At 52.7% G+C, this 20,750-nt stretch carries 20 protein-coding genes; 19 read left to right on the top strand and 1 reads right to left on the bottom strand.

The window, feature by feature from the left end; all coding sequences use genetic code 11:
• Nucleotides 1–2: 2 nt before the first annotated feature.
• Entirely contained in the window at nucleotides 3–995 is a 993-nt protein-coding gene (gene asnA / locus CKO_RS00375; protein ID WP_024130086.1) for an aspartate--ammonia ligase, read from the bottom strand.
• A 151-nt stretch (nucleotides 996–1,146) separates the two neighbouring features.
• Between asnA and asnC the strand changes: the two genes are divergently transcribed.
• From asnC to pstB, 19 genes are all read left to right on the top strand, one after another.
• Nucleotides 1,147–1,605: a transcriptional regulator AsnC gene (gene asnC, locus CKO_RS00370; protein WP_012131100.1), complete on the top strand. Its 459-nt coding sequence runs from the start codon at nucleotides 1,147–1,149 to the stop codon at nucleotides 1,603–1,605.
• Between the two features lie 88 nt (nucleotides 1,606–1,693).
• Complete coding sequence (gene mioC / locus CKO_RS00365; protein ID WP_012131099.1) at nucleotides 1,694–2,143, top strand: FMN-binding protein MioC; 450 nt, start codon at nucleotides 1,694–1,696, stop codon at nucleotides 2,141–2,143.
• 372 nt (nucleotides 2,144–2,515) lie between these two features.
• Nucleotides 2,516–4,405, top strand: coding sequence for a tRNA uridine-5-carboxymethylaminomethyl(34) synthesis enzyme MnmG (gene mnmG, locus CKO_RS00360; RefSeq protein WP_012131098.1), 1,890 nt, complete (start codon nucleotides 2,516–2,518; stop codon nucleotides 4,403–4,405).
• Nucleotides 4,406–4,507: 102 nt separating this feature from the next.
• Nucleotides 4,508–5,131: a 16S rRNA (guanine(527)-N(7))-methyltransferase RsmG gene (rsmG, locus tag CKO_RS00355; protein ID WP_012131097.1), complete on the top strand. Its 624-nt coding sequence runs from the start codon at nucleotides 4,508–4,510 to the stop codon at nucleotides 5,129–5,131.
• Nucleotides 5,132–5,746: 615 nt separating this feature from the next.
• Nucleotides 5,747–6,127: a F0F1 ATP synthase subunit I gene (gene atpI / locus CKO_RS00350; RefSeq protein ID WP_012131096.1), complete on the top strand. Its 381-nt coding sequence runs from the start codon at nucleotides 5,747–5,749 to the stop codon at nucleotides 6,125–6,127.
• Nucleotides 6,128–6,135: 8 nt separating this feature from the next.
• Entirely contained in the window at nucleotides 6,136–6,951 is an 816-nt protein-coding gene (gene atpB / locus CKO_RS00345) for a F0F1 ATP synthase subunit A (RefSeq protein ID WP_012131095.1), read from the top strand.
• A 47-nt stretch (nucleotides 6,952–6,998) separates the two neighbouring features.
• Nucleotides 6,999–7,238, top strand: coding sequence for a F0F1 ATP synthase subunit C (gene atpE, locus CKO_RS00340; protein ID WP_000429386.1), 240 nt, complete (start codon nucleotides 6,999–7,001; stop codon nucleotides 7,236–7,238).
• Between the two features lie 59 nt (nucleotides 7,239–7,297).
• Nucleotides 7,298–7,768: a F0F1 ATP synthase subunit B gene (gene atpF / locus CKO_RS00335; protein WP_003827022.1), complete on the top strand. Its 471-nt coding sequence runs from the start codon at nucleotides 7,298–7,300 to the stop codon at nucleotides 7,766–7,768.
• Nucleotides 7,769–7,782: 14 nt separating this feature from the next.
• Nucleotides 7,783–8,316, top strand: coding sequence for a F0F1 ATP synthase subunit delta (gene atpH, locus CKO_RS00330; protein WP_012000833.1), 534 nt, complete (start codon nucleotides 7,783–7,785; stop codon nucleotides 8,314–8,316).
• A 12-nt stretch (nucleotides 8,317–8,328) separates the two neighbouring features.
• Nucleotides 8,329–9,870, top strand: a complete 1,542-nt coding sequence (gene atpA, locus CKO_RS00325; RefSeq protein ID WP_012000831.1) for a F0F1 ATP synthase subunit alpha — start codon at nucleotides 8,329–8,331, stop codon at nucleotides 9,868–9,870.
• 50 nt (nucleotides 9,871–9,920) lie between these two features.
• Nucleotides 9,921–10,784, top strand: a complete 864-nt coding sequence (gene atpG / locus CKO_RS00320) for a F0F1 ATP synthase subunit gamma (RefSeq protein ID WP_012000830.1) — start codon at nucleotides 9,921–9,923, stop codon at nucleotides 10,782–10,784.
• Nucleotides 10,785–10,810: 26 nt separating this feature from the next.
• Nucleotides 10,811–12,193, top strand: a complete 1,383-nt coding sequence (atpD, locus tag CKO_RS00315; RefSeq protein WP_012000829.1) for a F0F1 ATP synthase subunit beta — start codon at nucleotides 10,811–10,813, stop codon at nucleotides 12,191–12,193.
• 20 nt (nucleotides 12,194–12,213) lie between these two features.
• Entirely contained in the window at nucleotides 12,214–12,633 is a 420-nt protein-coding gene (locus CKO_RS00310; RefSeq protein ID WP_012000828.1) for a F0F1 ATP synthase subunit epsilon, read from the top strand.
• A gap of 312 nt (nucleotides 12,634–12,945) precedes the next feature.
• Nucleotides 12,946–14,316, top strand: coding sequence for a bifunctional UDP-N-acetylglucosamine diphosphorylase/glucosamine-1-phosphate N-acetyltransferase GlmU (glmU, locus tag CKO_RS00305; RefSeq protein WP_012000826.1), 1,371 nt, complete (start codon nucleotides 12,946–12,948; stop codon nucleotides 14,314–14,316).
• Between the two features lie 364 nt (nucleotides 14,317–14,680).
• A complete protein-coding gene (glmS, locus tag CKO_RS00300) occupies nucleotides 14,681–16,510 on the top strand; it encodes a glutamine--fructose-6-phosphate transaminase (isomerizing) (RefSeq protein ID WP_012000825.1) in 1,830 nt (609 codons plus the stop codon).
• A gap of 319 nt (nucleotides 16,511–16,829) precedes the next feature.
• On the top strand, nucleotides 16,830–17,870 hold the full coding sequence (gene pstS / locus CKO_RS00295; protein WP_024130085.1) for a phosphate ABC transporter substrate-binding protein PstS: 1,041 nt from the start codon (nucleotides 16,830–16,832) through the stop codon (nucleotides 17,868–17,870).
• A gap of 144 nt (nucleotides 17,871–18,014) precedes the next feature.
• Complete coding sequence (pstC, locus tag CKO_RS00290; protein ID WP_012000823.1) at nucleotides 18,015–18,974, top strand: phosphate ABC transporter permease PstC; 960 nt, start codon at nucleotides 18,015–18,017, stop codon at nucleotides 18,972–18,974.
• Complete coding sequence (gene pstA, locus CKO_RS00285; protein ID WP_012000822.1) at nucleotides 18,974–19,864, top strand: phosphate ABC transporter permease PstA; 891 nt, start codon at nucleotides 18,974–18,976, stop codon at nucleotides 19,862–19,864. Before pstC ends, pstA begins: the two co-directional genes overlap by 1 nt.
• A gap of 110 nt (nucleotides 19,865–19,974) precedes the next feature.
• Entirely contained in the window at nucleotides 19,975–20,748 is a 774-nt protein-coding gene (gene pstB, locus CKO_RS00280; RefSeq protein ID WP_012000821.1) for a phosphate ABC transporter ATP-binding protein PstB, read from the top strand.
• The last annotated feature ends 2 nt before the right edge of the window (nucleotides 20,749–20,750 follow it).

Below are 20,750 nucleotides of genomic sequence, written 5' to 3'. Positions count from 1 at the left end.
AATTACAGCAGGGAAGCGACGCTTTCACGAACCTGCGCAGGCCACACGCCACACTGAACCTGACCAATGTGCGGCAGTTGCAGTAGCAGCATCGTCAGGCGAGACTGACCAATACCGCCGCCGATCGTTTGCGGCATCTCGCCGCGCAGCAGCGCCTGGTGCCACTCCAGACTCAGGCGATCTTCATCTCCGGTCAGAGCAAGCTGGCGTTTCAGCGCATCGGCGTCGACACGGATCCCCATTGAGGAAAGCTCAAACGCATCTTCCAGTACCGGGTTCCAGACCAGGATATCGCCGTTCAGACCAGCATGACCCAGATCAGAAGCAGAACTCCAGTCATCATAATCCGGCGCACGCACGTCGTGGCGTTTACCGTCACTCAGCTTCCCGCCGATACCGACCAGGAAAACGGCGCCAAGCTCTTTCGCGATCGCGCGTTCGCGCCCTTTCGCATCCAGATCCGGGTAACGCGCCAGCAGCTCCTGGCTGTGAACAAAGTGGATCTGCTCCGGCAGGAACGGTGCCAGACCAAATTCTTTGCTTACCGCGGCTTCGGTTGCCTTAATGCCTTCCCAGATAGCCTCTACCGTGCTTTTCAGGGTGGCGAATTGACGCTCACCGTCGCCCATAACGCGTTCCCAGTCCCACTGGTCGACATAGACGGAGTGGAGCGGGGAGAGGCGGTCTTCGTCAGGGCGAAGGGCTTTCATGTGCGTGTACAGCCCTTCACCCGCGCTGAAGTCGTGTTGTCCCAGCGTCTGGCGTTTCCACTTTGCCAGTGAATGCACCACTTCAAACTGGGCATCCGGCAACGCTTTCACTTTTACCTGTACCGCTTTTTCACAGCCCGACAAGTTATCCTGCGTGCCATCTCCTACGCGGCTAAGGATCGGCGCCTGAACTTCAATCAGACCCAGACGCTCCTCCAGTTGACGAGAGAAGTGAGATTTCACGAAGCTAATTTGACGTTGTTTGGCGATGTAAGCGGTTTTCATTTTGTATACTCCTGCGTCCTGTTGCCTATGATTAAGCAACAGATTGAGGGTGATATTCAATAATCCACAAACAAAAAGCCGACTTCACTTTTGATTCGATAAAATAAGACGCTAAAATAGAGTGAATCACTAATCTACATAAGAAAAACCTATGGAAAATTATCAGATCGACAATCTGGATCGCGGCATCCTGGAAGCGTTAATGGCAAATGCGCGTACGGCATACGCTGAACTGGCCAAACAATTTAGCGTCAGCCCGGGGACGATTCACGTTCGCGTAGAAAAAATGAAGCAGGCGGGGATCATTACCGGCGCGCGGATTGACGTCAGTCCAAAACAGCTCGGATACGACGTCTGCTGCTTTATCGGCATTATTTTAAAAAGCGCGAAAGACTACCCATCCGCGCTGGCGAAGCTCGAAAGCCTGGACGAAGTGACCGAAGCGTATTATACCACCGGCCACTACAGCATCTTTATTAAGGTTATGTGTCGATCCATCGACGCCCTGCAACAGGTACTTATCAACAAGATCCAAACAATTGATGAAATTCAGTCCACCGAGACATTGATCTCCCTGCAAAACCCGATCATGCGTACTATCCGGCCGTGATCGGCTTTTTTAATCCCACATTTTTCCACAGGTAGATCCCAGCTCGCTCACAGCGTACAATAGCCCCTCTTTATAAGGATGGGCTCGTATGGCAGACATTACTCTTATCAGCGGCAGCACCCTTGGCGGTGCCGAATATGTTGCAGAACATCTGGCTGAAAAGCTGGAAGATGCAGGTTTTTCAACCGAAACCTTGCACGGTCCGCTATTAGAGGATCTGTCAGCGTCAGGAACCTGGCTGGTTATCAGTTCCACGCATGGCGCGGGCGATATCCCGGATAACCTTGCTCCTTTCTATGAAGCGCTTCAGTCGCAGAACCCCGATCTTTCTCAGGTTCGTTTCGGCGCCATCGGCATCGGAAGTCGTGAATATGACACATTCTGCGGCGCCATCGATAAAATAGAGGCCGCGCTCAAGACATCAGGCGCAAAACCGATCGGGGAAACCCTCAAGATCAACATCCTTGAACACGATATTCCTGAAGATCCGGCAGAGGTTTGGCTGGGATCCTGGATTAATTTACTCAAAATAGTGTAAAGATCGTGCGATCGAGTGTGGATAACTCTGGTAAGAAGCTTGGATCAACCAGTAGTTATCCAAAGAACAACCGGTGTTCAGTTTTTGAGTTGTGCATAACCCTTCATTCTGATCCCAGCTTATACGGGCCAGGATCACCGATCATTCACAGCTAATGATCCTCAACAACTTGTTGATCTTATTCAACGGATCCTGGTTATCCACAGACAATCGCGATCCTAATAAGAGATCACAATAAAACAGATCTCTAAATAAAAAGATCTTCTTTTTAATACCCAGGATCCCGGGACTTTCTCCAGCGGCTAAAGTTGAGTAGAATCCACGACCCGGGCTTCAATCCACTTTCACACCGCCGTATGCGAGGCAATTACCATGTTTTATCCGGATCCTTTTGACGTCATCATCATTGGCGGGGGTCATGCAGGCACTGAGGCCGCAATGGCCGCAGCGCGTATGGGGCAACAGACCCTGCTTTTGACACACAATATCGACACGCTGGGGCAAATGAGCTGCAACCCGGCCATTGGCGGTATTGGGAAGGGACACCTGGTAAAAGAAGTGGATGCGCTCGGCGGGCTGATGGCGAAAGCGATCGACCAGGCGGGTATCCAGTTTAGGATACTAAACGCAAGCAAAGGTCCGGCCGTTCGTGCGACTCGCGCACAGGCGGATCGCGTGCTATATCGCCAGGCGGTGCGTACTGCGCTGGAGAATCAGCCGAACCTGATGATCTTCCAGCAGGCGGTTGAAGATCTGATTGTTGAAAACGATCGCGTCGTGGGCGCAGTTACCCAGATGGGCCTGAAATTCCGGGCTAAAGCGGTGGTTCTCACCGTCGGGACTTTCCTTGACGGCAAAATTCATATTGGTCTGGATAACTACAGCAGCGGCCGTGCAGGCGATCCGCCATCCATTCCACTGTCTCGTCGCCTGCGTGAACTTCCGCTGCGCGTCAGCCGTCTGAAAACCGGTACGCCGCCGCGTATTGATGCGCGCACCATTGATTTTAGCGTACTGGCGCAGCAGCACGGCGATAACCCGATGCCTGTGTTCTCTTTCATGGGCAACGCGTCCCAGCATCCGCAGCAGGTGCCGTGCTACATCACGCATACCAACGAAAAAACCCATGATGTGATCCGCAACAACCTCGATCGCAGTCCGATGTATGCCGGTGTGATCGAAGGGATCGGCCCGCGTTACTGCCCGTCGATCGAAGATAAAGTCATGCGCTTTGCCGATCGCAACCAGCATCAGATCTTCCTTGAACCGGAAGGACTGACCTCTAACGAAATTTACCCGAACGGTATCTCCACCAGCCTGCCGTTCGATGTGCAGATGCAGATCGTCCGCTCAATGCAGGGGATGGAAAACGCGAAAATCGTGCGTCCTGGTTATGCCATTGAGTACGATTTCTTCGATCCGCGCGACCTGAAACCAACGCTGGAGAGCAAATTTATCCAGGGATTGTTCTTCGCTGGGCAAATCAACGGGACGACAGGTTACGAAGAAGCGGCCGCGCAAGGTTTGCTCGCCGGTCTGAACGCCGCCCGTCTGTCTGCGGACAAAGAAGGCTGGGCGCCTGCGCGTTCTCAGGCTTACCTCGGCGTGCTGGTGGACGATCTTTGCACGCTGGGCACCAAAGAACCGTACCGCATGTTTACCTCCCGCGCGGAATACCGCCTGATGTTGCGTGAAGATAACGCCGACCTGCGTCTGACCGAAATGGGCCGCGAGCTGGGTCTGGTGGATGATGAGCGCTGGGCGCGCTTCAACGAGAAGCTGGAGAATATCGAACGCGAACGTCAGCGTCTGAAATCCACCTGGGTAACGCCGTCGGCGGAATCGGCCGGCGAAGTGAACGCTCACCTGACTGCGCCGCTGTCGCGTGAAGCCAGCGGCGAAGATCTGCTGCGTCGCCCGGAAATGACCTACGCGCAGCTGACTTCGCTGACGCCGTTCGCTCCGGGTCTTGATGATGCGCAGGCCGCTGAGCAGGTTGAGATTCAGGTAAAATACGAAGGCTATATCGCCCGTCAGCAGGATGAGATCGAAAAACAGCTGCGTAACGAGAACACATTGCTGCCTGCAACGCTGGATTATCGCCAGGTTTCTGGTCTGTCGAATGAAGTTATCGCCAAGCTGAACGATCACAAACCGGTCTCTATCGGTCAGGCGTCGCGCATTTCCGGTGTTACACCCGCGGCGATTTCAATTTTGCTGGTGTGGCTGAAGAAACAGGGAATGCTGCGTCGCAGCGCTTGATAACACTAATTTGGCGGGGGCGCTTCGCTTGCCCGCCCTACAAATTTGTAGGCCCGATAAGCGAAAGCGCATCGGGCATTTGATTATTAACAGGTAACGACCGTGCTTAACAAACTCTCCCGTCTGCTGGATGAAGCAGGCATTTCGCTTACCGATCACCAGAAAAATCAGCTGATTGCGTATGTCGATATGCTGCACAAATGGAACAAAGCCTACAACCTGACGTCGGTGCGGGATCCTAACGAGATGCTGGTACGCCATATTCTGGACAGCATCGTTATGGCGCCGCACCTGCAAGGGGAGCGTTTTATTGACGTCGGTACGGGACCGGGGCTGCCGGGGATCCCGCTCTCCATTGTCCGTCCTGAATCGCATTTCACGCTGCTGGATAGCCTGGGCAAGCGGGTACGCTTTCTGCGCCAGGTTCAGCACGAACTCAAGCTGGAAAATATTACGCCAGTGCAGAGTCGCGTCGAAGAGTTCCCTTCTGAGCCGCCGTTTGATGGCGTGATCAGCCGTGCATTCGCTTCTCTCGATGACATGTTGAGCTGGTGTCGCCACCTGCCGGGGGAAAATGGCCGCTTTTATGCGTTAAAGGGTCAGTTGCCGGAAGAGGAAATCGCCTCGCTGCCTGCGGCGTTCAGTGTCGAGTCCGTGGTTAAACTGCGTGTCCCGCAGCTGGAAGGCGAACGTCATTTGGTGGTCATTAAGCCAAACAAAATTTAATTTTTATCAAAAAAAATAGAAAAAAAACGGGCGCTCGCGTGTTAACAATCGCGAGGTAACGAATAGTTATACCTTGTTACTGTTAACCATGAGTTCACCGTTTTGTATCATTGCTACAACGTAGCTCTTTTTATTAAAAAATGAATTAATCAACATTGAAAATATCAGGTTGCTAAAAATTGAACCTAAGAATCACTCAGGTATGTTGAATTTTTATTATAAATGTCAATGAATGGTTTTTAGGTTGTAACCGGGTGTTTTTTAAATAGTGAGTGATTTTAGGCTTAAATATCAGAAAGATGAAAAGGCATCATTTGCCAAGTAAATAAATACTGCCGGGGCGAATATGCTCAATATGTGATCCGAAGCACGCTTTATCACCAGTATTTACGCGCCATTTGCAGTTTTGCATGATCGTTCACAGTTTGATGAAAAGTGATAAATGTGCACCAGGGAAAAATATTTAAACATTTATTCACCTTTTAGCTACTTATTGTTTGAAATCACGAGGGCGCACCGTATAATTTGACCGCTTTTTGATGCTTGACTCTAAGCCTTAAAGAACGTTTTATACGACACGCGGCATACCTCGAAGGGAGCAGGAGTAAAAACGTGATGTCTGTGTCGCTCTTGAGTCGAAACGTTGCTCGTAAGCTTCTGTTCATTCAGCTTCTGGCGGTAATAGCAAGTGGATTGCTGTTTAGCCTCAAAGACCCCTTCTGGGGCGCTTCCGCCTTATGCGGAGGCCTGGCAGTGTTGCTGCCTAACATGTTGTTTATGATATTTGCCTGGCGTCACCAGGCGCATACACCTGCGAAAGGCCGCGTGGCTTGGTCATTCGCTTTCGGCGAAGCCTTCAAGGTGTTAGCTATGCTGGTTTTACTGGTGGTGGCGTTGGCGGTTTTTAAGGCGGTATTTTTGCCGCTGATCGTTACGTGGGTTTTGGTGCTGGTGGTTCAGATACTGGCGCCGGCTGTAATTAACAACAAAGGGTAAAAGGCATCATGGCTTCAGAAAATATGACGCCGCAGGATTACATAGGACACCATCTGAACAACCTTCAGTTGGACCTGCGTACATTCTCGCTGGTGGATCCGCATAACCCCCCAGCCACCTTCTGGACGCTCAATATTGACTCCATGTTCTTCTCGGTGGTGCTGGGTCTGTTGTTCCTGCTTATGTTCCGCAGCGTAGCCAAAAAGGCGACCAGCGGCGTACCAGGTAAATTTCAGACCGCGATTGAGCTGGTCATCGGCTTTGTGCATGGTAGCGTGAAAGACATGTACCATGGCAAAAGCAAGCTGATTGCGCCGCTGGCCCTGACGATCTTCGTCTGGGTATTCCTGATGAACCTGATGGACTTACTGCCTATCGATCTGCTGCCGTATATCGGCGAGCATATCTTCGGTCTGCCGGCACTGCGTGTCGTTCCGTCCGCTGACGTGAACATCACCCTGTCGATGGCGCTGGGCGTATTTATCCTCATTCTGTTCTACAGCATCAAAATGAAAGGCATCGGCGGCTTCACGAAAGAGTTGACGCTACAGCCGTTCAATCACTGGGCGTTCATCCCTGTCAACTTAATCCTTGAAGGGGTAAGTCTGCTGTCCAAACCGGTATCACTCGGTCTGCGACTGTTCGGCAACATGTATGCCGGTGAGCTGATTTTCATTCTGATTGCTGGTCTGTTGCCGTGGTGGTCACAGTGGATTCTGAATGTGCCGTGGGCCATTTTCCACATCCTGATCATTACGCTGCAAGCCTTCATCTTCATGGGTCTGACGATTGTCTATCTGTCGATGGCGTCTGAAGAGCATTAATTTTACCAACACTACTACGTTTTAACTGAAACAAACTGGAGACTGTCATGGAAAACCTGAATATGGATCTGCTGTACATGGCTGCCGCTGTGATGATGGGTCTGGCGGCAATCGGTGCTGCGATCGGTATCGGCATCCTCGGGGGTAAATTCCTGGAAGGCGCAGCGCGTCAACCTGATCTGATTCCTCTGCTGCGTACTCAGTTCTTTATCGTTATGGGTCTGGTGGATGCTATCCCGATGATCGCTGTAGGTCTGGGTCTGTACGTGATGTTCGCTGTCGCGTAGTAAGCGTTGCTTGAATTAAGAGCAATATCAGAACGTTAACTAGATAGAGGCATTGTGCTGTGAATCTTAACGCAACAATCCTCGGCCAGGCCATCGCGTTTGTCCTGTTCGTTCTGTTCTGCATGAAGTACGTATGGCCGCCGTTAATGGCTGCCATCGAAAAACGTCAAAAAGAAATTGCTGACGGTCTTGCTTCCGCAGAACGAGCACATAAGGACCTTGACCTTGCAAAGGCCAGCGCGACCGACCAGCTGAAAAAAGCGAAGGCGGAAGCTCAGGTAATCATTGAGCAGGCGAACAAACGTCGCGCTCAGATCCTGGATGAAGCCAAAACTGAAGCAGAGCAGGAACGTACTAAAATCGTGGCCCAGGCGCAGGCGGAAATTGACGCCGAGCGTAAACGTGCCCGTGAAGAGCTGCGTAAGCAAGTTGCTATCCTGGCTGTTGCTGGCGCCGAGAAGATCATCGAACGTTCCGTGGATGAAGCTGCTAACAGCGACATCGTGGACAAACTTGTCGCTGAACTGTAAGGAGGGAGGGGCTGATGTCTGAATTTGTTACGGTAGCTCGCCCCTACGCCAAAGCAGCTTTTGACTTTGCCGTCGAACACCAAAGTGTAGAGCGCTGGCAGGACATGCTGGCGTTTGCCGCCGAGGTAACCAAGAACGAACAAATGGCAGAGCTTCTCTCTGGCGCGCTGGCGCCGGAAACGCTCGCTGAGTCGTTTATCGCAGTCTGCGGTGAGCAGCTGGACGAAAACGGTCAGAACCTGATTCGGGTGATGGCTGAAAATAATCGTCTGAACGCGCTCCCGGATGTTCTGGAGCAGTTTATTCACCTGCGCGCCGCGAGTGAGTCCACCTCTGAAGTTGAGGTAACTTCCGCCACCGCATTGAGTGAAGAACAGCTTGCGAAAATTAGCGCTGCGATGGAAAAACGTCTGTCACGCAAAGTTAAGCTGAATTGCAAAATCGATAAGTCTGTAATGGCAGGCGTTATCATCCGAGCGGGTGATATGGTCATTGATGGCAGCGTACGCGGCCGTCTTGAACGCCTTGCAGACGTCTTGCAGTCTTAAGGGGACTGGAGCATGCAACTGAATTCCACCGAAATCAGCGAACTGATCAAGCAGCGCATTGCTCAGTTCAATGTTGTGAGTGAAGCTCACAACGAAGGTACTATTGTTTCTGTAAGTGACGGTGTTATCCGCATTCACGGCCTGGCCGATTGTATGCAGGGTGAAATGATCTCCCTGCCGGGTAACCGTTACGCTATCGCACTGAACCTGGAGCGCGACTCTGTAGGTGCGGTTGTGATGGGGCCGTACGCTGACCTTGCCGAAGGCATGAAGGTTAAATGTACTGGCCGTATCCTGGAAGTTCCGGTTGGCCGTGGCCTGCTGGGCCGTGTGGTTAACACCCTGGGCGCGCCAATCGACGGTAAAGGTCCGGTTGAGCACGACGGCTTCTCTGCTGTTGAAGCTATCGCGCCGGGCGTAATCGAACGTCAGTCCGTTGATCAGCCAGTTCAGACGGGTTATAAAGCCGTTGACTCCATGATCCCAATCGGTCGTGGTCAGCGTGAATTGATCATCGGTGACCGTCAGACCGGTAAAACCGCTCTGGCAATCGACGCCATCATCAACCAGCGTGATTCCGGCATCAAGTGCGTCTACGTGGCTATCGGCCAGAAAGCGTCCACCATCTCTAACGTGGTTCGTAAGCTGGAAGAACACGGCGCGCTGCAAAATACCATCGTTGTGGTTGCCACCGCATCTGAATCTGCCGCACTGCAATACCTGGCGCCGTATGCCGGTTGCGCAATGGGCGAATACTTCCGCGACCGCGGCGAAGATGCGCTGATCATCTACGATGACCTGTCCAAACAGGCTGTTGCTTATCGTCAGATCTCCCTGCTGCTCCGTCGTCCGCCAGGACGTGAAGCATTCCCGGGCGACGTATTCTACCTCCACTCTCGTCTGCTGGAGCGTGCTGCGCGTGTTAACGTTGAATACGTTGAAGCCTTCACTAAAGGTGAAGTGAAAGGGAAAACCGGTTCTCTGACTGCGCTGCCGATTATCGAAACCCAGGCGGGTGACGTTTCTGCGTTCGTTCCGACCAACGTAATTTCTATTACCGATGGTCAGATCTTCCTGGAAACCAACCTGTTTAACTCTGGTATTCGTCCTGCGGTTAACCCGGGTATCTCCGTATCCCGTGTTGGTGGTGCAGCGCAGACCAAGATCATGAAGAAACTGTCCGGTGGTATCCGTACCGCGCTGGCGCAGTATCGTGAACTGGCAGCGTTCTCCCAGTTTGCATCTGACCTTGACGATGCAACCCGTAAACAGCTTGACCACGGTCAGAAAGTGACTGAACTGCTGAAACAGAAACAGTATGCGCCGATGTCCGTTGCGCAGCAGTCTCTGGTTCTGTTCGCGGCAGAACGTGGTTATCTGGCGGATGTAGAACTGGCGAAAATCGGTAGCTTCGAAGCCGCTCTGCTGGCTTACGTCGACCGTGATCACGCTCCGTTGATGCAAGAGATCAACCAGTCCGGTGGCTATAACGACGAAATCGAAGGCAAGCTGAAAGGCATCCTCGATTCCTTCAAAGCAACCCAGTCCTGGTAACGTCTGGTGGCCTGCCTTAAGGCAGGCCGCAAGGCATTGAGGAGAAGCTCATGGCCGGCGCAAAAGAGATACGTAGTAAGATCGCAAGCGTCCAGAACACGCAAAAGATCACTAAAGCGATGGAGATGGTCGCCGCTTCCAAAATGCGTAAATCGCAGGATCGCATGGCGGCCAGCCGTCCTTATGCAGATACCATGCGCAAAGTGATTGGTCACCTTGCGAACGGTAATCTGGAATATAAGCACCCCTATCTGGAAGAACGCGACGTTAAGCGCGTGGGCTACCTGGTGGTGTCGACCGACCGTGGTCTGTGCGGTGGCTTGAACATTAACCTGTTCAAGAAACTGCTGGCGGATATGAAAGCATGGTCCGATAAAGGCGTTCAGTGCGACCTCGCAATGATCGGCTCTAAAGGCGTGTCTTTCTTTAGTTCCGTAGGTGGCAATGTTGTCGCCCAGGTGACGGGTATGGGGGATAACCCATCCCTGTCCGAACTGATCGGCCCGGTAAAAGTGATGTTGCAGGCCTATGATGAAGGCCGTCTGGACAAGCTTTACATTGTCAGCAACAAATTTATTAACACCATGTCTCAGGTTCCGACTATCACTCAGCTGCTGCCGTTACCGGCTTCAGAAGATGATGAACTGAAACGTAAAACCTGGGATTACCTGTACGAACCCGATCCGAAAGCGCTGCTGGATACCCTCCTGCGTCGCTATGTGGAATCTCAGGTTTATCAGGGCGTGGTAGAAAACCTGGCCAGCGAGCAGGCCGCACGTATGGTGTCGATGAAAGCCGCGACCGACAATGGCGGTAGCCTGATTAAAGAGTTGCAGTTGGTATACAACAAAGCTCGTCAGGCCAGCATTACTCAGGAACTCACCGAAATCGTCGGTGGTGCATCCGCGGTATAACCAGGTTAATTCGTAGAGGATTCAAGATGGCTACTGGAAAAATTGTCCAGGTAATCGGCGCCGTAGTTGACGTCGAGTTCCCTCAGGATGCCGTACCGCGCGTGTACGACGCCCTTGAGGTGCAGAATGGTAATGAACATCTGGTGCTGGAAGTTCAGCAGCAGCTCGGTGGCGGTATCGTACGTACCATCGCCATGGGTTCTTCCGACGGCCTGCGTCGTGGTCTGGATGTGAAAGACCTTGAGCACCCGATCGAAGTCCCGGTAGGTAAAGCAACGCTGGGTCGTATCATGAACGTACTGGGCGAACCAGTAGATATGAAAGGCGAGATCGGTGAAGAAGAGCGTTGGGCTATCCACCGTGCGGCACCGTCCTACGAAGAGTTGTCAAACTCTCAGGAACTGCTGGAAACCGGTATCAAAGTTATCGACCTGATGTGTCCGTTCGCGAAGGGCGGTAAAGTGGGTCTGTTCGGTGGTGCGGGTGTAGGTAAAACCGTAAACATGATGGAGCTGATCCGTAACATCGCGATCGAACACTCCGGTTACTCCGTGTTTGCGGGCGTAGGTGAACGTACTCGTGAGGGTAACGACTTCTACCACGAAATGACCGACTCCAACGTTATCGACAAAGTATCCCTAGTTTACGGCCAGATGAACGAGCCGCCGGGAAACCGTCTGCGCGTTGCGCTGACCGGCCTGACCATGGCGGAGAAATTCCGTGACGAAGGTCGTGACGTTCTGCTGTTCGTCGACAACATCTACCGTTACACCCTGGCCGGTACGGAAGTATCCGCACTGCTGGGTCGTATGCCTTCAGCGGTAGGTTACCAGCCGACCCTGGCGGAAGAGATGGGTGTTTTGCAGGAACGTATCACCTCCACCAAAACCGGTTCTATCACATCCGTACAGGCGGTATACGTACCTGCGGATGACTTGACTGACCCGTCTCCAGCCACCACCTTTGCGCACCTTGACGCAACCGTGGTACTGAGCCGTCAGATCGCGTCTCTGGGTATCTACCCGGCCGTTGACCCGCTGGATTCCACCAGCCGTCAGCTGGACCCGCTGGTTGTTGGTCAGGAGCACTACGACACCGCGCGTGGCGTACAGTCTATCCTGCAACGTTACCAGGAACTGAAAGACATCATCGCCATCCTGGGTATGGATGAACTGTCTGAAGAAGACAAACTGGTGGTAGCTCGCGCACGTAAGATTCAGCGCTTCCTGTCCCAGCCGTTCTTCGTGGCAGAAGTATTTACCGGTTCTCCGGGTAAATACGTCTCCCTGAAAGACACCATCCGTGGCTTTAAAGGCATCATGGAAGGCGAATACGATCACCTGCCGGAGCAGGCGTTCTACATGGTCGGTTCCATCGACGAAGCCGTGGAAAAAGCCAAAAAACTTTAACGCCTTAATCGGAGGGTGATATGGCAATGACTTACCACCTGGACGTCGTCAGCGCAGAGCAACAAATGTTCTCTGGTCTGGTCGAAAAAATCCAGGTAACGGGTAGTGAAGGTGAACTGGGTATTTACCCGGGCCACGCGCCGCTGCTCACCGCCATTAAGCCTGGTATGATCCGCATCGTTAAACAGTTCGGTCATGAAGAGTTTATCTACCTGTCTGGCGGCATTCTTGAAGTGCAGCCTGGCAGCGTGACCGTACTGGCTGATACCGCGATTCGCGGCCAGGATCTCGACGAAGCGCGAGCCCTGGAAGCGAAACGTAAGGCTGAAGAGCGCATTAAGAGCTCTCATGGTGACGTGGATTACGCTCAGGCATCTGCGGAACTGGCCAAAGCGATCGCCAAACTGCGCGTTATCGAGTTGACCAAAAAAGCGATGTAACACCGGCTTGAAAGCATCAAAACCAGTCTGAAATCAGGCTGGTTTTTTTTTGCCTGAATGTTATTCCGTGCTGTCTCATCTTTATTCATGGGTCAAAAAAATAGCAAAAACATTAACCTAAGCCTTTAATGAAAGGTAAGTCTGACTTTTCTGAAGACAAAAGGCAGGGCGATGAACGAAAATATCCCATTAACAAGCGGTGAAAACCCCGCGTTGAGCGTTTTCTCTTCTACCCATTTCACGATGAAAAAAATGTAGTATTTTCAATGTGAAACGGTATAAATTCGTTCTCAAATTACAGTCAGGACGCGTATGTTGAATAGTGCTATGAGCGTAGTGATCCTTGCCGCAGGCAAAGGCACGCGTATGTATTCCGATCTTCCTAAAGTGCTGCATACCCTTGCGGGAAAAGCGATGGTTCAGCATGTCATTGATGCCGCTAATGAATTAGGCGCATCTCAGGTGCATCTGGTCTATGGCCACGGCGGCGATCTGCTTAAAAACACCCTTAAAAATGACAACCTGAACTGGGTTTTGCAGGCAGAACAACTGGGGACGGGTCATGCGATGCAGCAGGCGGCGCCGTTCTTTAGCGATGACGAAGACATTTTAATGCTCTATGGCGATGTGCCGCTGATCTCTGTGGAAACCTTACAGCGTCTGCGTGACGCCAAACCGCAGGGCGGCATTGGTTTGTTAACCGTGAAGCTGGACGATCCGAGCGGTTACGGTCGTATTACGCGTGAGAACGGTAAAGTGACCGGCATCGTTGAGCATAAAGATGCCACCGACGAACAGCGTCAGATCCAGGAAATCAATACCGGTATCCTGATCGCTAATGGTGCGGACATGAAGCGCTGGCTGGCGAAACTGACCAACAATAATGCTCAGGGTGAATATTACATTACCGACATCATTGCGCTGGCGTATCAGGAAGGCCGCGAAATCGCTGCTGTACACCCGGATCGTTTAAGCGAAGTGGAAGGCGTAAACAACCGTCTGCAACTCTCTCGTCTGGAACGCGTTTATCAGTCCGAGCAGGCCGAAAAGCTGCTGCTGGCCGGTGTGATGCTGCGCGATCCCGCGCGTTTTGACCTGCGCGGCGCTCTCACCCACGGGCGCGATGTTGAAATTGATACTAACGTTATCATCAAAGGCAACGTCACGCTGGGTCACCGCGTGAAGATTGGCGCGGGTTGCGTTATTAAAAACAGTGTAATTGGCGATGACTGTGACATCAGCCCGTACAGCGTGGTGGAAGATGCGCACCTGGAAGCGGCCTGTACTATTGGTCCGTTTGCCCGTCTGCGCCCTGGCGCGGAACTGCGGGAAGGCGCTCATGTCGGCAACTTCGTTGAAATGAAAAAAGCGCGTCTGGGGAAAGGTTCGAAAGCGGGCCACCTGAGCTATCTGGGTGATGCGGAAATTGGCGACAACGTGAATATCGGCGCGGGCACCATTACCTGCAACTACGATGGCGCAAATAAATTCAAAACGATTATTGGCGATGATGTGTTTGTCGGTTCTGATACTCAGTTGGTGGCGCCGGTCACCGTGGGGAAAGGTGCGACCATCGCCGCCGGCACAACCGTTACCCGCGACGTTGCGGATAACGAACTGGTGTTAAGCCGCGTGCCGCAGGTGCATAAGCAGGGCTGGCAGCGTCCGGCGAAGAAGAAGTAAGTCTTTTTGCCGGATGGCGGCTTTGCCTTATCCGGCCTACGTTCGATGACGTTCTGTAGGCCGGATAAGCGTAAGCGCCATCCGGCAGATGAGGGATGAGGCGATAAAGATATATCGCTCGCCCAAAAGCAGTACCTATAAAAATAACCCCACTCTCTACAAGGCTCGGGGCGCCCGGAATACGGGTATTACCCAAAGTATTTCGCGCTGTGGCAAGGCGGCAAGCTTGGGAATCTACGGGAGCTTACTAAAGTAAGTGACCGTAGTGAGCAAGCGTAGCCAACGTAGCTACGGAGTGAAAGACGAAGGGAAAACAGGTTGACCGACAACGACAGGCATAATGCCAAAATCGGAATTAAATACTATGTGTGGAATTGTTGGCGCTATCGCGCAACGTGATGTAGCTGAAATCCTTCTCGAAGGTTTACGTCGTCTGGAATACCGTGGTTATGACTCTGCCGGTCTGGCCGTGGTTGATGCGGAAGGTCACATGACCCGTCTGCGTCGCCTTGGTAAAGTACAGATGCTGGCCCAGGCAGCGGAAGACCATCCTCTGTCTGGCGGCACCGGGATTGCTCACACCCGCTGGGCGACCCACGGCGAACCTTCGGAAGCAAACGCGCATCCGCATGTTTCTGACCACATTGTGGTGGTGCATAACGGCATCATCGAAAACCATGAACCACTGCGTGAAGAACTGAAAGCGCGTGGTTATACCTTCGTTTCTGAGACCGACACCGAAGTGATTGCTCACTTAGTGCACTGGGAGCTGGAACAGGGCGGGACGCTGCGTGAAGCGGTTATGCGTGCGATTCCGCAACTGCGCGGCGCGTACGGCACGGTAATCATGGATACCCGTCACCCGGATACGCTGCTGGCGGCGCGCTCTGGCAGCCCGCTGGTTATCGGTCTGGGTATGGGCGAAAACTTTATCGCTTCCGACCAGCTGGCACTGCTGCCGGTAACCCGTCGCTTCATCTTCCTGGAAGAAGGCGATATTGCGGAAGTGACCCGTCGTTCGGTCTCCATTTTCGATAAATCCGGCGCGGAAGTGAAACGTCAGGATATCGAATCCAGTCTGCAATATGATGCGGGCGATAAAGGTATTTACCGTCACTACATGCAGAAAGAGATCTACGAACAGCCGAATGCGATTAAAAATACGCTGACCGGGCGTATCAGCCACGGTGAAGTGGATTTAAGCGAGCTGGGGCCAAAAGCGAACGAACTGCTGTCTCAGGTTGAACATATTCAGATTATCGCCTGCGGCACGTCGTATAACTCCGGTATGGTCTCTCGCTACTGGTTTGAATCGCTGGCCGGTATTCCGTGCGACGTCGAAATCGCCTCTGAATTCCGCTATCGCAAATCTGCCGTACGTCGTAACAGCCTGATGATCACCCTGTCTCAGTCTGGCGAAACGGCGGATACCCTTGCCGGTCTGCGCCTGTCGAAAGAGCTGGGCTATCTGGGTTCTCTCGCCATCTGTAACGTTCCGGGTTCTTCCCTGGTGCGTGAATCCGATCTGGCGATGATGACCAACGCCGGGACGGAAATCGGCGTGGCCTCCACCAAAGCGTTTACCACTCAGCTGACCGTTCTGCTGATGCTGGTGGCGAAGCTGGCGCGTCTGAAAGGTCTGGATGCGTCTATCGAGCACGATATTGTTCACGGTTTGCAGGCGCTGCCGAGCCGTATCGAACAGATGCTGTCTCAGGACAAGCGTATCGAAGCGCTGGCGGAAGATTTCTCTGACAAACACCATGCCCTGTTCCTGGGCCGTGGCGATCAGTATCCGATCGCGCTGGAAGGCGCGCTGAAGCTGAAAGAGATCTCTTATATTCACGCAGAAGCGTATGCGGCAGGTGAGCTGAAACACGGCCCGCTGGCGCTGATCGACGCAGATATGCCGGTTATCGTGGTGGCGCCGAACAACGAATTGCTGGAAAAACTGAAATCCAACATCGAAGAAGTCCGCGCCCGTGGCGGCCAGTTGTACGTCTTCGCCGACCAGGATGCCGGTTTTGTCAGCAGCGACAACATGCACATCATTGAGATGCCGCATGTGGAAGAGGTGATTGCACCGATCTTCTACACCGTTCCGCTGCAACTGCTGGCGTATCACGTTGCGCTGATCAAAGGCACCGATGTGGACCAGCCGCGTAACCTGGCGAAATCAGTTACCGTTGAGTAATCGTGACGATGCCCTGCGAAAGCGGGGCATTTTTTTCTGCGCTGTTCTGTTTTTAATCAATTCTCCCGTCGTTTTAATGTGACAAACCGTCATCTTCAGCTACTGTTTTCAGTGTCATAAAAAGAAAATTTTCATGAAATCACATTGTCATGAAGTGAATTAACTGATTGTTTATAAATTGTTTTTTCTGTGATTTATTTCATCAGTTTCCGTTGTCATAAAACTGTCATATTTCGTACATTTAACTGTCACCTGTTTGTCCTATTTTGCTCATCGTAGCCACTTAACAATGATTTACGAAAATCTTGCAGGAGACATTATGAAAGTCATGCGTACCACTGTCGCAACTGTTGTCGCCGCGACCTTATCCATGAGCGCGTTCTCTGCTTTCGCAGCAGCGAGCCTGACAGGTGCAGGTGCAACTTTCCCTGCGCCGGTGTATGCCAAATGGGCTGATACCTATCAGAAAGAGACCGGTAGCAAAGTAAACTACCAGGGTATCGGCTCCTCCGGTGGTGTAAAACAAATTACGGCTAACACCGTTGATTTCGGTGCATCCGACGCTCCGTTGTCTGATGAAAAACTGGAGCAGGAAGGTCTGTTCCAGTTCCCGACCGTCATTGGCGGCGTAGTGCTGGCGGTGAATATCCCGGGTCTGAAGTCTGGCGAACTGGTGCTGGATGGGAAAACCCTGGGTGACATCTACCTGGGTAAAATTAAGAAGTGGGATGATGAAGCCATCACCAAACTGAATCCGGGTCTGAAACTGCCTTCTCAGAACATCGCCGTTGTGCGTCGTGCAGATGGTTCCGGCACTTCTTTCGTTTTCACCAGCTACCTGGCGAAAGTGAACGAAGAGTGGAAATCTAAAGTCGGCGCTGGCTCTACCGTTAACTGGCCGACCGGTCTGGGCGGTAAAGGTAACGACGGTATCGCCGCATTCGTACAGCGTCTGCCAGGCTCTATCGGCTATGTTGAATACGCTTATGCGAAGCAGAACAACCTGGCTTACACCAAATTGATTTCAGCGGATGGTAAACCCGTAAGCCCGACCGAAGAGAGCTTTGCTAACGCCGCGAAAGGCGCTGACTGGAGCACCTCTTTCGCTCAGGATCTGACGAACCAGCAAGGTGACGATGCGTGGCCAATCACTTCCACCACCTTCATCCTGGTCCACAAAGAGCAGAAGAAACCTGAGCAGGGCGCTGAAGTGCTGAAGTTCTTCGACTGGGCGTACAAAAATGGCGGCAAACAGGCGAATGACCTGGATTACGCCAGCCTGCCGGACAGCGTTGTTGAGCAGGTTCGTGCAGCATGGAAGACCAATGTGAAGGACAGCAGCGGTAAAGCGCTGTACTAATAGAATATCTTTAACGAACTGGCGGATGGCGCTACGCTTATCCGCCCTACAGTTCCGACTGTAGGCCCGATTTGTAGGCCGGATAAGCGTAGCGCCATCCGGCATGGGCAACTTCGTAAACGCGTTTAATGGAAAGAGTAATTTATGGCTGCAACCAAGCCTGCTTTTAACCCGCCGGGTAAAAAGGGTGACATGATATTCAGCGCGCTGGTAAAACTGGCTGCGCTGATTGTGCTATTGATGTTGGGTGGCATTATTGTCTCGCTGATTATCTCCTCCTGGCCAAGCATTGAGAAGTTTGGCTTCTCGTTCCTGTGGACTAAAGAGTGGGATGCGCCAAACGATATCTACGGCGCGCTGGTTCCCATTTATGGCACGCTGGTTACCTCGTTTATCGCTCTGCTGATCGCCGTTCCGGTGAGCTTCGGTATTGCCCTGTTTCTGACGGAACTGGCGCCGGGCTGGCTGCGTCGCCCGCTGGGCATCGCCATCGAACTGCTGGCGGCTATCCCCAGTATCGTCTACGGCATGTGGGGCCTGTTTATCTTCGCGCCGCTGTTTGCCACCTGGTTCCAGGAACCAGTCGGGAATATTCTTTCCAACATTCCGTTTGTTGGCGCACTGTTCTCCGGCCCGGCATTTGGTATCGGTATTCTGGCGGCGGGCGTCATTCTCGCCATTATGATCATTCCTTACATCGCGGCCGTTATGCGCGATGTCTTCGAACAAACCCCGGTGATGATGAAAGAGTCGGCCTACGGCATCGGCTGCACCACCTGGGAAGTTATCTGGCGTATCGTCCTTCCGTTCACCAAAAATGGGGTGATTGGCGGCGTTATGCTGGGACTGGGTCGTGCGCTGGGTGAAACCATGGCGGTGACCTTTATCATCGGTAACACCTACCAGCTCGACAGCGTTTCGCTGTACATGCCGGGCAACAGTATCACCTCTGCGCTGGCGAACGAATTTGCCGAAGCGGAGTCTGGTCTGCACGTTGCCGCGTTGATGGAACTGGGTCTGATTCTGTTTGTGATTACCTTCATTGTGCTGGCGATTTCTAAGCTGATGATTATGCGTCTGGCGAAGAATGAGGGGGCACGCTAATGGCTACGCTTGAAATGCAAACGACCGCAGAACTGGCGGAATCCCGCCGTAAAATGCAGGCTAAGCGCCGCACGAGAAACCGCATCGCATTGACGCTCTCAATGGCGACGATGGCGTTTGGGTTGTTCTGGCTCATCTGGATCCTGATGTCCACCATTACGCGTGGTTTCGACGGCATGTCGCTGGCGCTGTTTACTGAAATGACGCCGCCGCCGAATACCGCTGGCGGTGGTCTGGCGAACGCCCTGGCGGGGAGCGGACTGTTAATTTTGTGGGCGACGGTATTTGGTACGCCGCTTGGCATCATGGCGGGGATCTACCTGGCGGAATATGGCCGTAAATCCTGGCTTGCGGAAGTGATCCGTTTCATTAACGACATCCTGCTTTCCGCGCCGTCTATCGTGGTCGGTCTGTTTGTTTACACCATCGTGGTGGCGCAAATGGAGCACTTCTCCGGTTGGGCGGGCGTGATTGCGCTGGCGCTGCTACAGGTGCCTATCGTCATTCGTACCACAGAGAACATGCTGAAACTGGTGCCGGATAGCCTGCGTGAAGCGGCCTATGCGCTGGGGACGCCGAAATGGAAAATGATCTCGGCGATTACCCTGAAAGCCTCGATTTCCGGGATCATCACCGGCGTACTGCTGGCGGTTGCCCGTATTGCGGGTGAAACCGCGCCGCTGCTCTTTACTGCGCTTTCCAACCAGTTCTGGAGCACCGACATGATGCAGCCTATCGCTAACCTGCCGGTCACTATCTTTAAATTTGCGATGAGTCCGTTCGCGGAGTGGCAGCAACTGGCCTGGGCTGGGGTGTTGATCATTACCCTGTGCGTATTGTTGCTGAATATTCTGGCGCGCATCATTTTTGCGAAGAGTAAACACGGTTAATTTCAGGTGCCGGATGGCGGCGTAAACGCCTTATCTGGCCTACAGATGTGAACAGCGGTTAATTTTTTACGGCGCGGCCAACGGCGACGCCGAATGAGGAAGAGATTGAAATGAGTATGGTTGATACTGCTCCGGGTAAGATTCAGGTTCGTGATTTGAACTTCTACTACGGCAAATTCCATGCCCTGAAGGATATCAACCTGGATATCGCGAAGAACCAGGTCACGGCGTTTATTGGACCGTCTGGCTGTGGTAAATCCACACTGCTGCGTACCTTTAACAAAATGTATTCGTTGTATCCAGAGCAGCGCGCGGAAGGCGAGATCTTGTTGGATGGCGATAATATTCTCACCAACACCCAGGATATCGCTCTGCTGCGTGCCAAAGTGGGGATGGTGTTCCAGAAGCCGACGCCGTTCCCGATGTCTATCTATGACAACATCGCTTTTGGCGTGCGCCTGTTTGAGAAACTGTCTCGCGCCGATATGGACGAACGCGTTCAGTGGGCGTTGACCAAAGCCGCATTATGGAACGAAACCAAAGATAAATTGCACCAGAGCGGGTACTCTCTCTCGGGTGGTCAGCAGCAGCGTCTGTGCATTGCGCGTGGTATCGCCATTCGCCCGGAAGTTCTGCTGTTGGATGAGCCGTGTTCAGCGCTGGACCCGATTTCCACCGGGCGTATTGAAGAGCTGATCACTGAGCTGAAGCAGGACTACACCGTGGTGATCGTGACGCACAACATGCAGCAGGCTGCGCGTTGTTCCGACCACACGGCGTTTATGTATCTGGGCGAGTTGATTGAGTTCAGCAACACGGACGATCTGTTCACTAAGCCCGCTAAAAAGCAAACCGAAGATTATATTACTGGCCGCTACGGTTGATT

The sequence above is a fragment of the Citrobacter koseri ATCC BAA-895 genome, assembly GCF_000018045.1.
Lineage (GTDB): Bacteria > Pseudomonadota > Gammaproteobacteria > Enterobacterales > Enterobacteriaceae > Citrobacter_B > Citrobacter_B koseri.
Note: the sequence above shows the minus strand (reverse complement) of the source record. Positions and strands in the feature narration are given on the sequence as shown.

Excerpts from the sequence above, each read along its gene's own strand:
- pstS (WP_024130085.1), top strand. The coding sequence starts at position 16,830 with ATGAAAGTCATGCGTACCACTGTCGCAACTGTTGTCGCCGCGACCTTA.
- atpD (WP_012000829.1), top strand. The coding sequence starts at position 10,811 with ATGGCTACTGGAAAAATTGTCCAGGTAATCGGCGCCGTAGTTGACGTC.
- pstB (WP_012000821.1), top strand. The coding sequence starts at position 19,975 with ATGAGTATGGTTGATACTGCTCCGGGTAAGATTCAGGTTCGTGATTTG.
- atpI (WP_012131096.1), top strand. The coding sequence starts at position 5,747 with ATGTCTGTGTCGCTCTTGAGTCGAAACGTTGCTCGTAAGCTTCTGTTC.
- atpB (WP_012131095.1), top strand. The coding sequence starts at position 6,136 with ATGGCTTCAGAAAATATGACGCCGCAGGATTACATAGGACACCATCTG.
- atpG (WP_012000830.1), top strand. The coding sequence starts at position 9,921 with ATGGCCGGCGCAAAAGAGATACGTAGTAAGATCGCAAGCGTCCAGAAC.
- asnA (WP_024130086.1), bottom strand. The coding sequence starts at position 995 with ATGAAAACCGCTTACATCGCCAAACAACGTCAAATTAGCTTCGTGAAA.
- mnmG (WP_012131098.1), top strand. The coding sequence starts at position 2,516 with ATGTTTTATCCGGATCCTTTTGACGTCATCATCATTGGCGGGGGTCAT.
- asnC (WP_012131100.1), top strand. The coding sequence starts at position 1,147 with ATGGAAAATTATCAGATCGACAATCTGGATCGCGGCATCCTGGAAGCG.
- CKO_RS00310 (WP_012000828.1), top strand. The coding sequence starts at position 12,214 with ATGGCAATGACTTACCACCTGGACGTCGTCAGCGCAGAGCAACAAATG.
- glmS (WP_012000825.1), top strand. The coding sequence starts at position 14,681 with ATGTGTGGAATTGTTGGCGCTATCGCGCAACGTGATGTAGCTGAAATC.
- atpA (WP_012000831.1), top strand. The coding sequence starts at position 8,329 with ATGCAACTGAATTCCACCGAAATCAGCGAACTGATCAAGCAGCGCATT.
- glmU (WP_012000826.1), top strand. The coding sequence starts at position 12,946 with ATGTTGAATAGTGCTATGAGCGTAGTGATCCTTGCCGCAGGCAAAGGC.
- atpE (WP_000429386.1), top strand. The coding sequence starts at position 6,999 with ATGGAAAACCTGAATATGGATCTGCTGTACATGGCTGCCGCTGTGATG.
- pstA (WP_012000822.1), top strand. The coding sequence starts at position 18,974 with ATGGCTACGCTTGAAATGCAAACGACCGCAGAACTGGCGGAATCCCGC.
- atpH (WP_012000833.1), top strand. The coding sequence starts at position 7,783 with ATGTCTGAATTTGTTACGGTAGCTCGCCCCTACGCCAAAGCAGCTTTT.
- pstC (WP_012000823.1), top strand. The coding sequence starts at position 18,015 with ATGGCTGCAACCAAGCCTGCTTTTAACCCGCCGGGTAAAAAGGGTGAC.
- mioC (WP_012131099.1), top strand. The coding sequence starts at position 1,694 with ATGGCAGACATTACTCTTATCAGCGGCAGCACCCTTGGCGGTGCCGAA.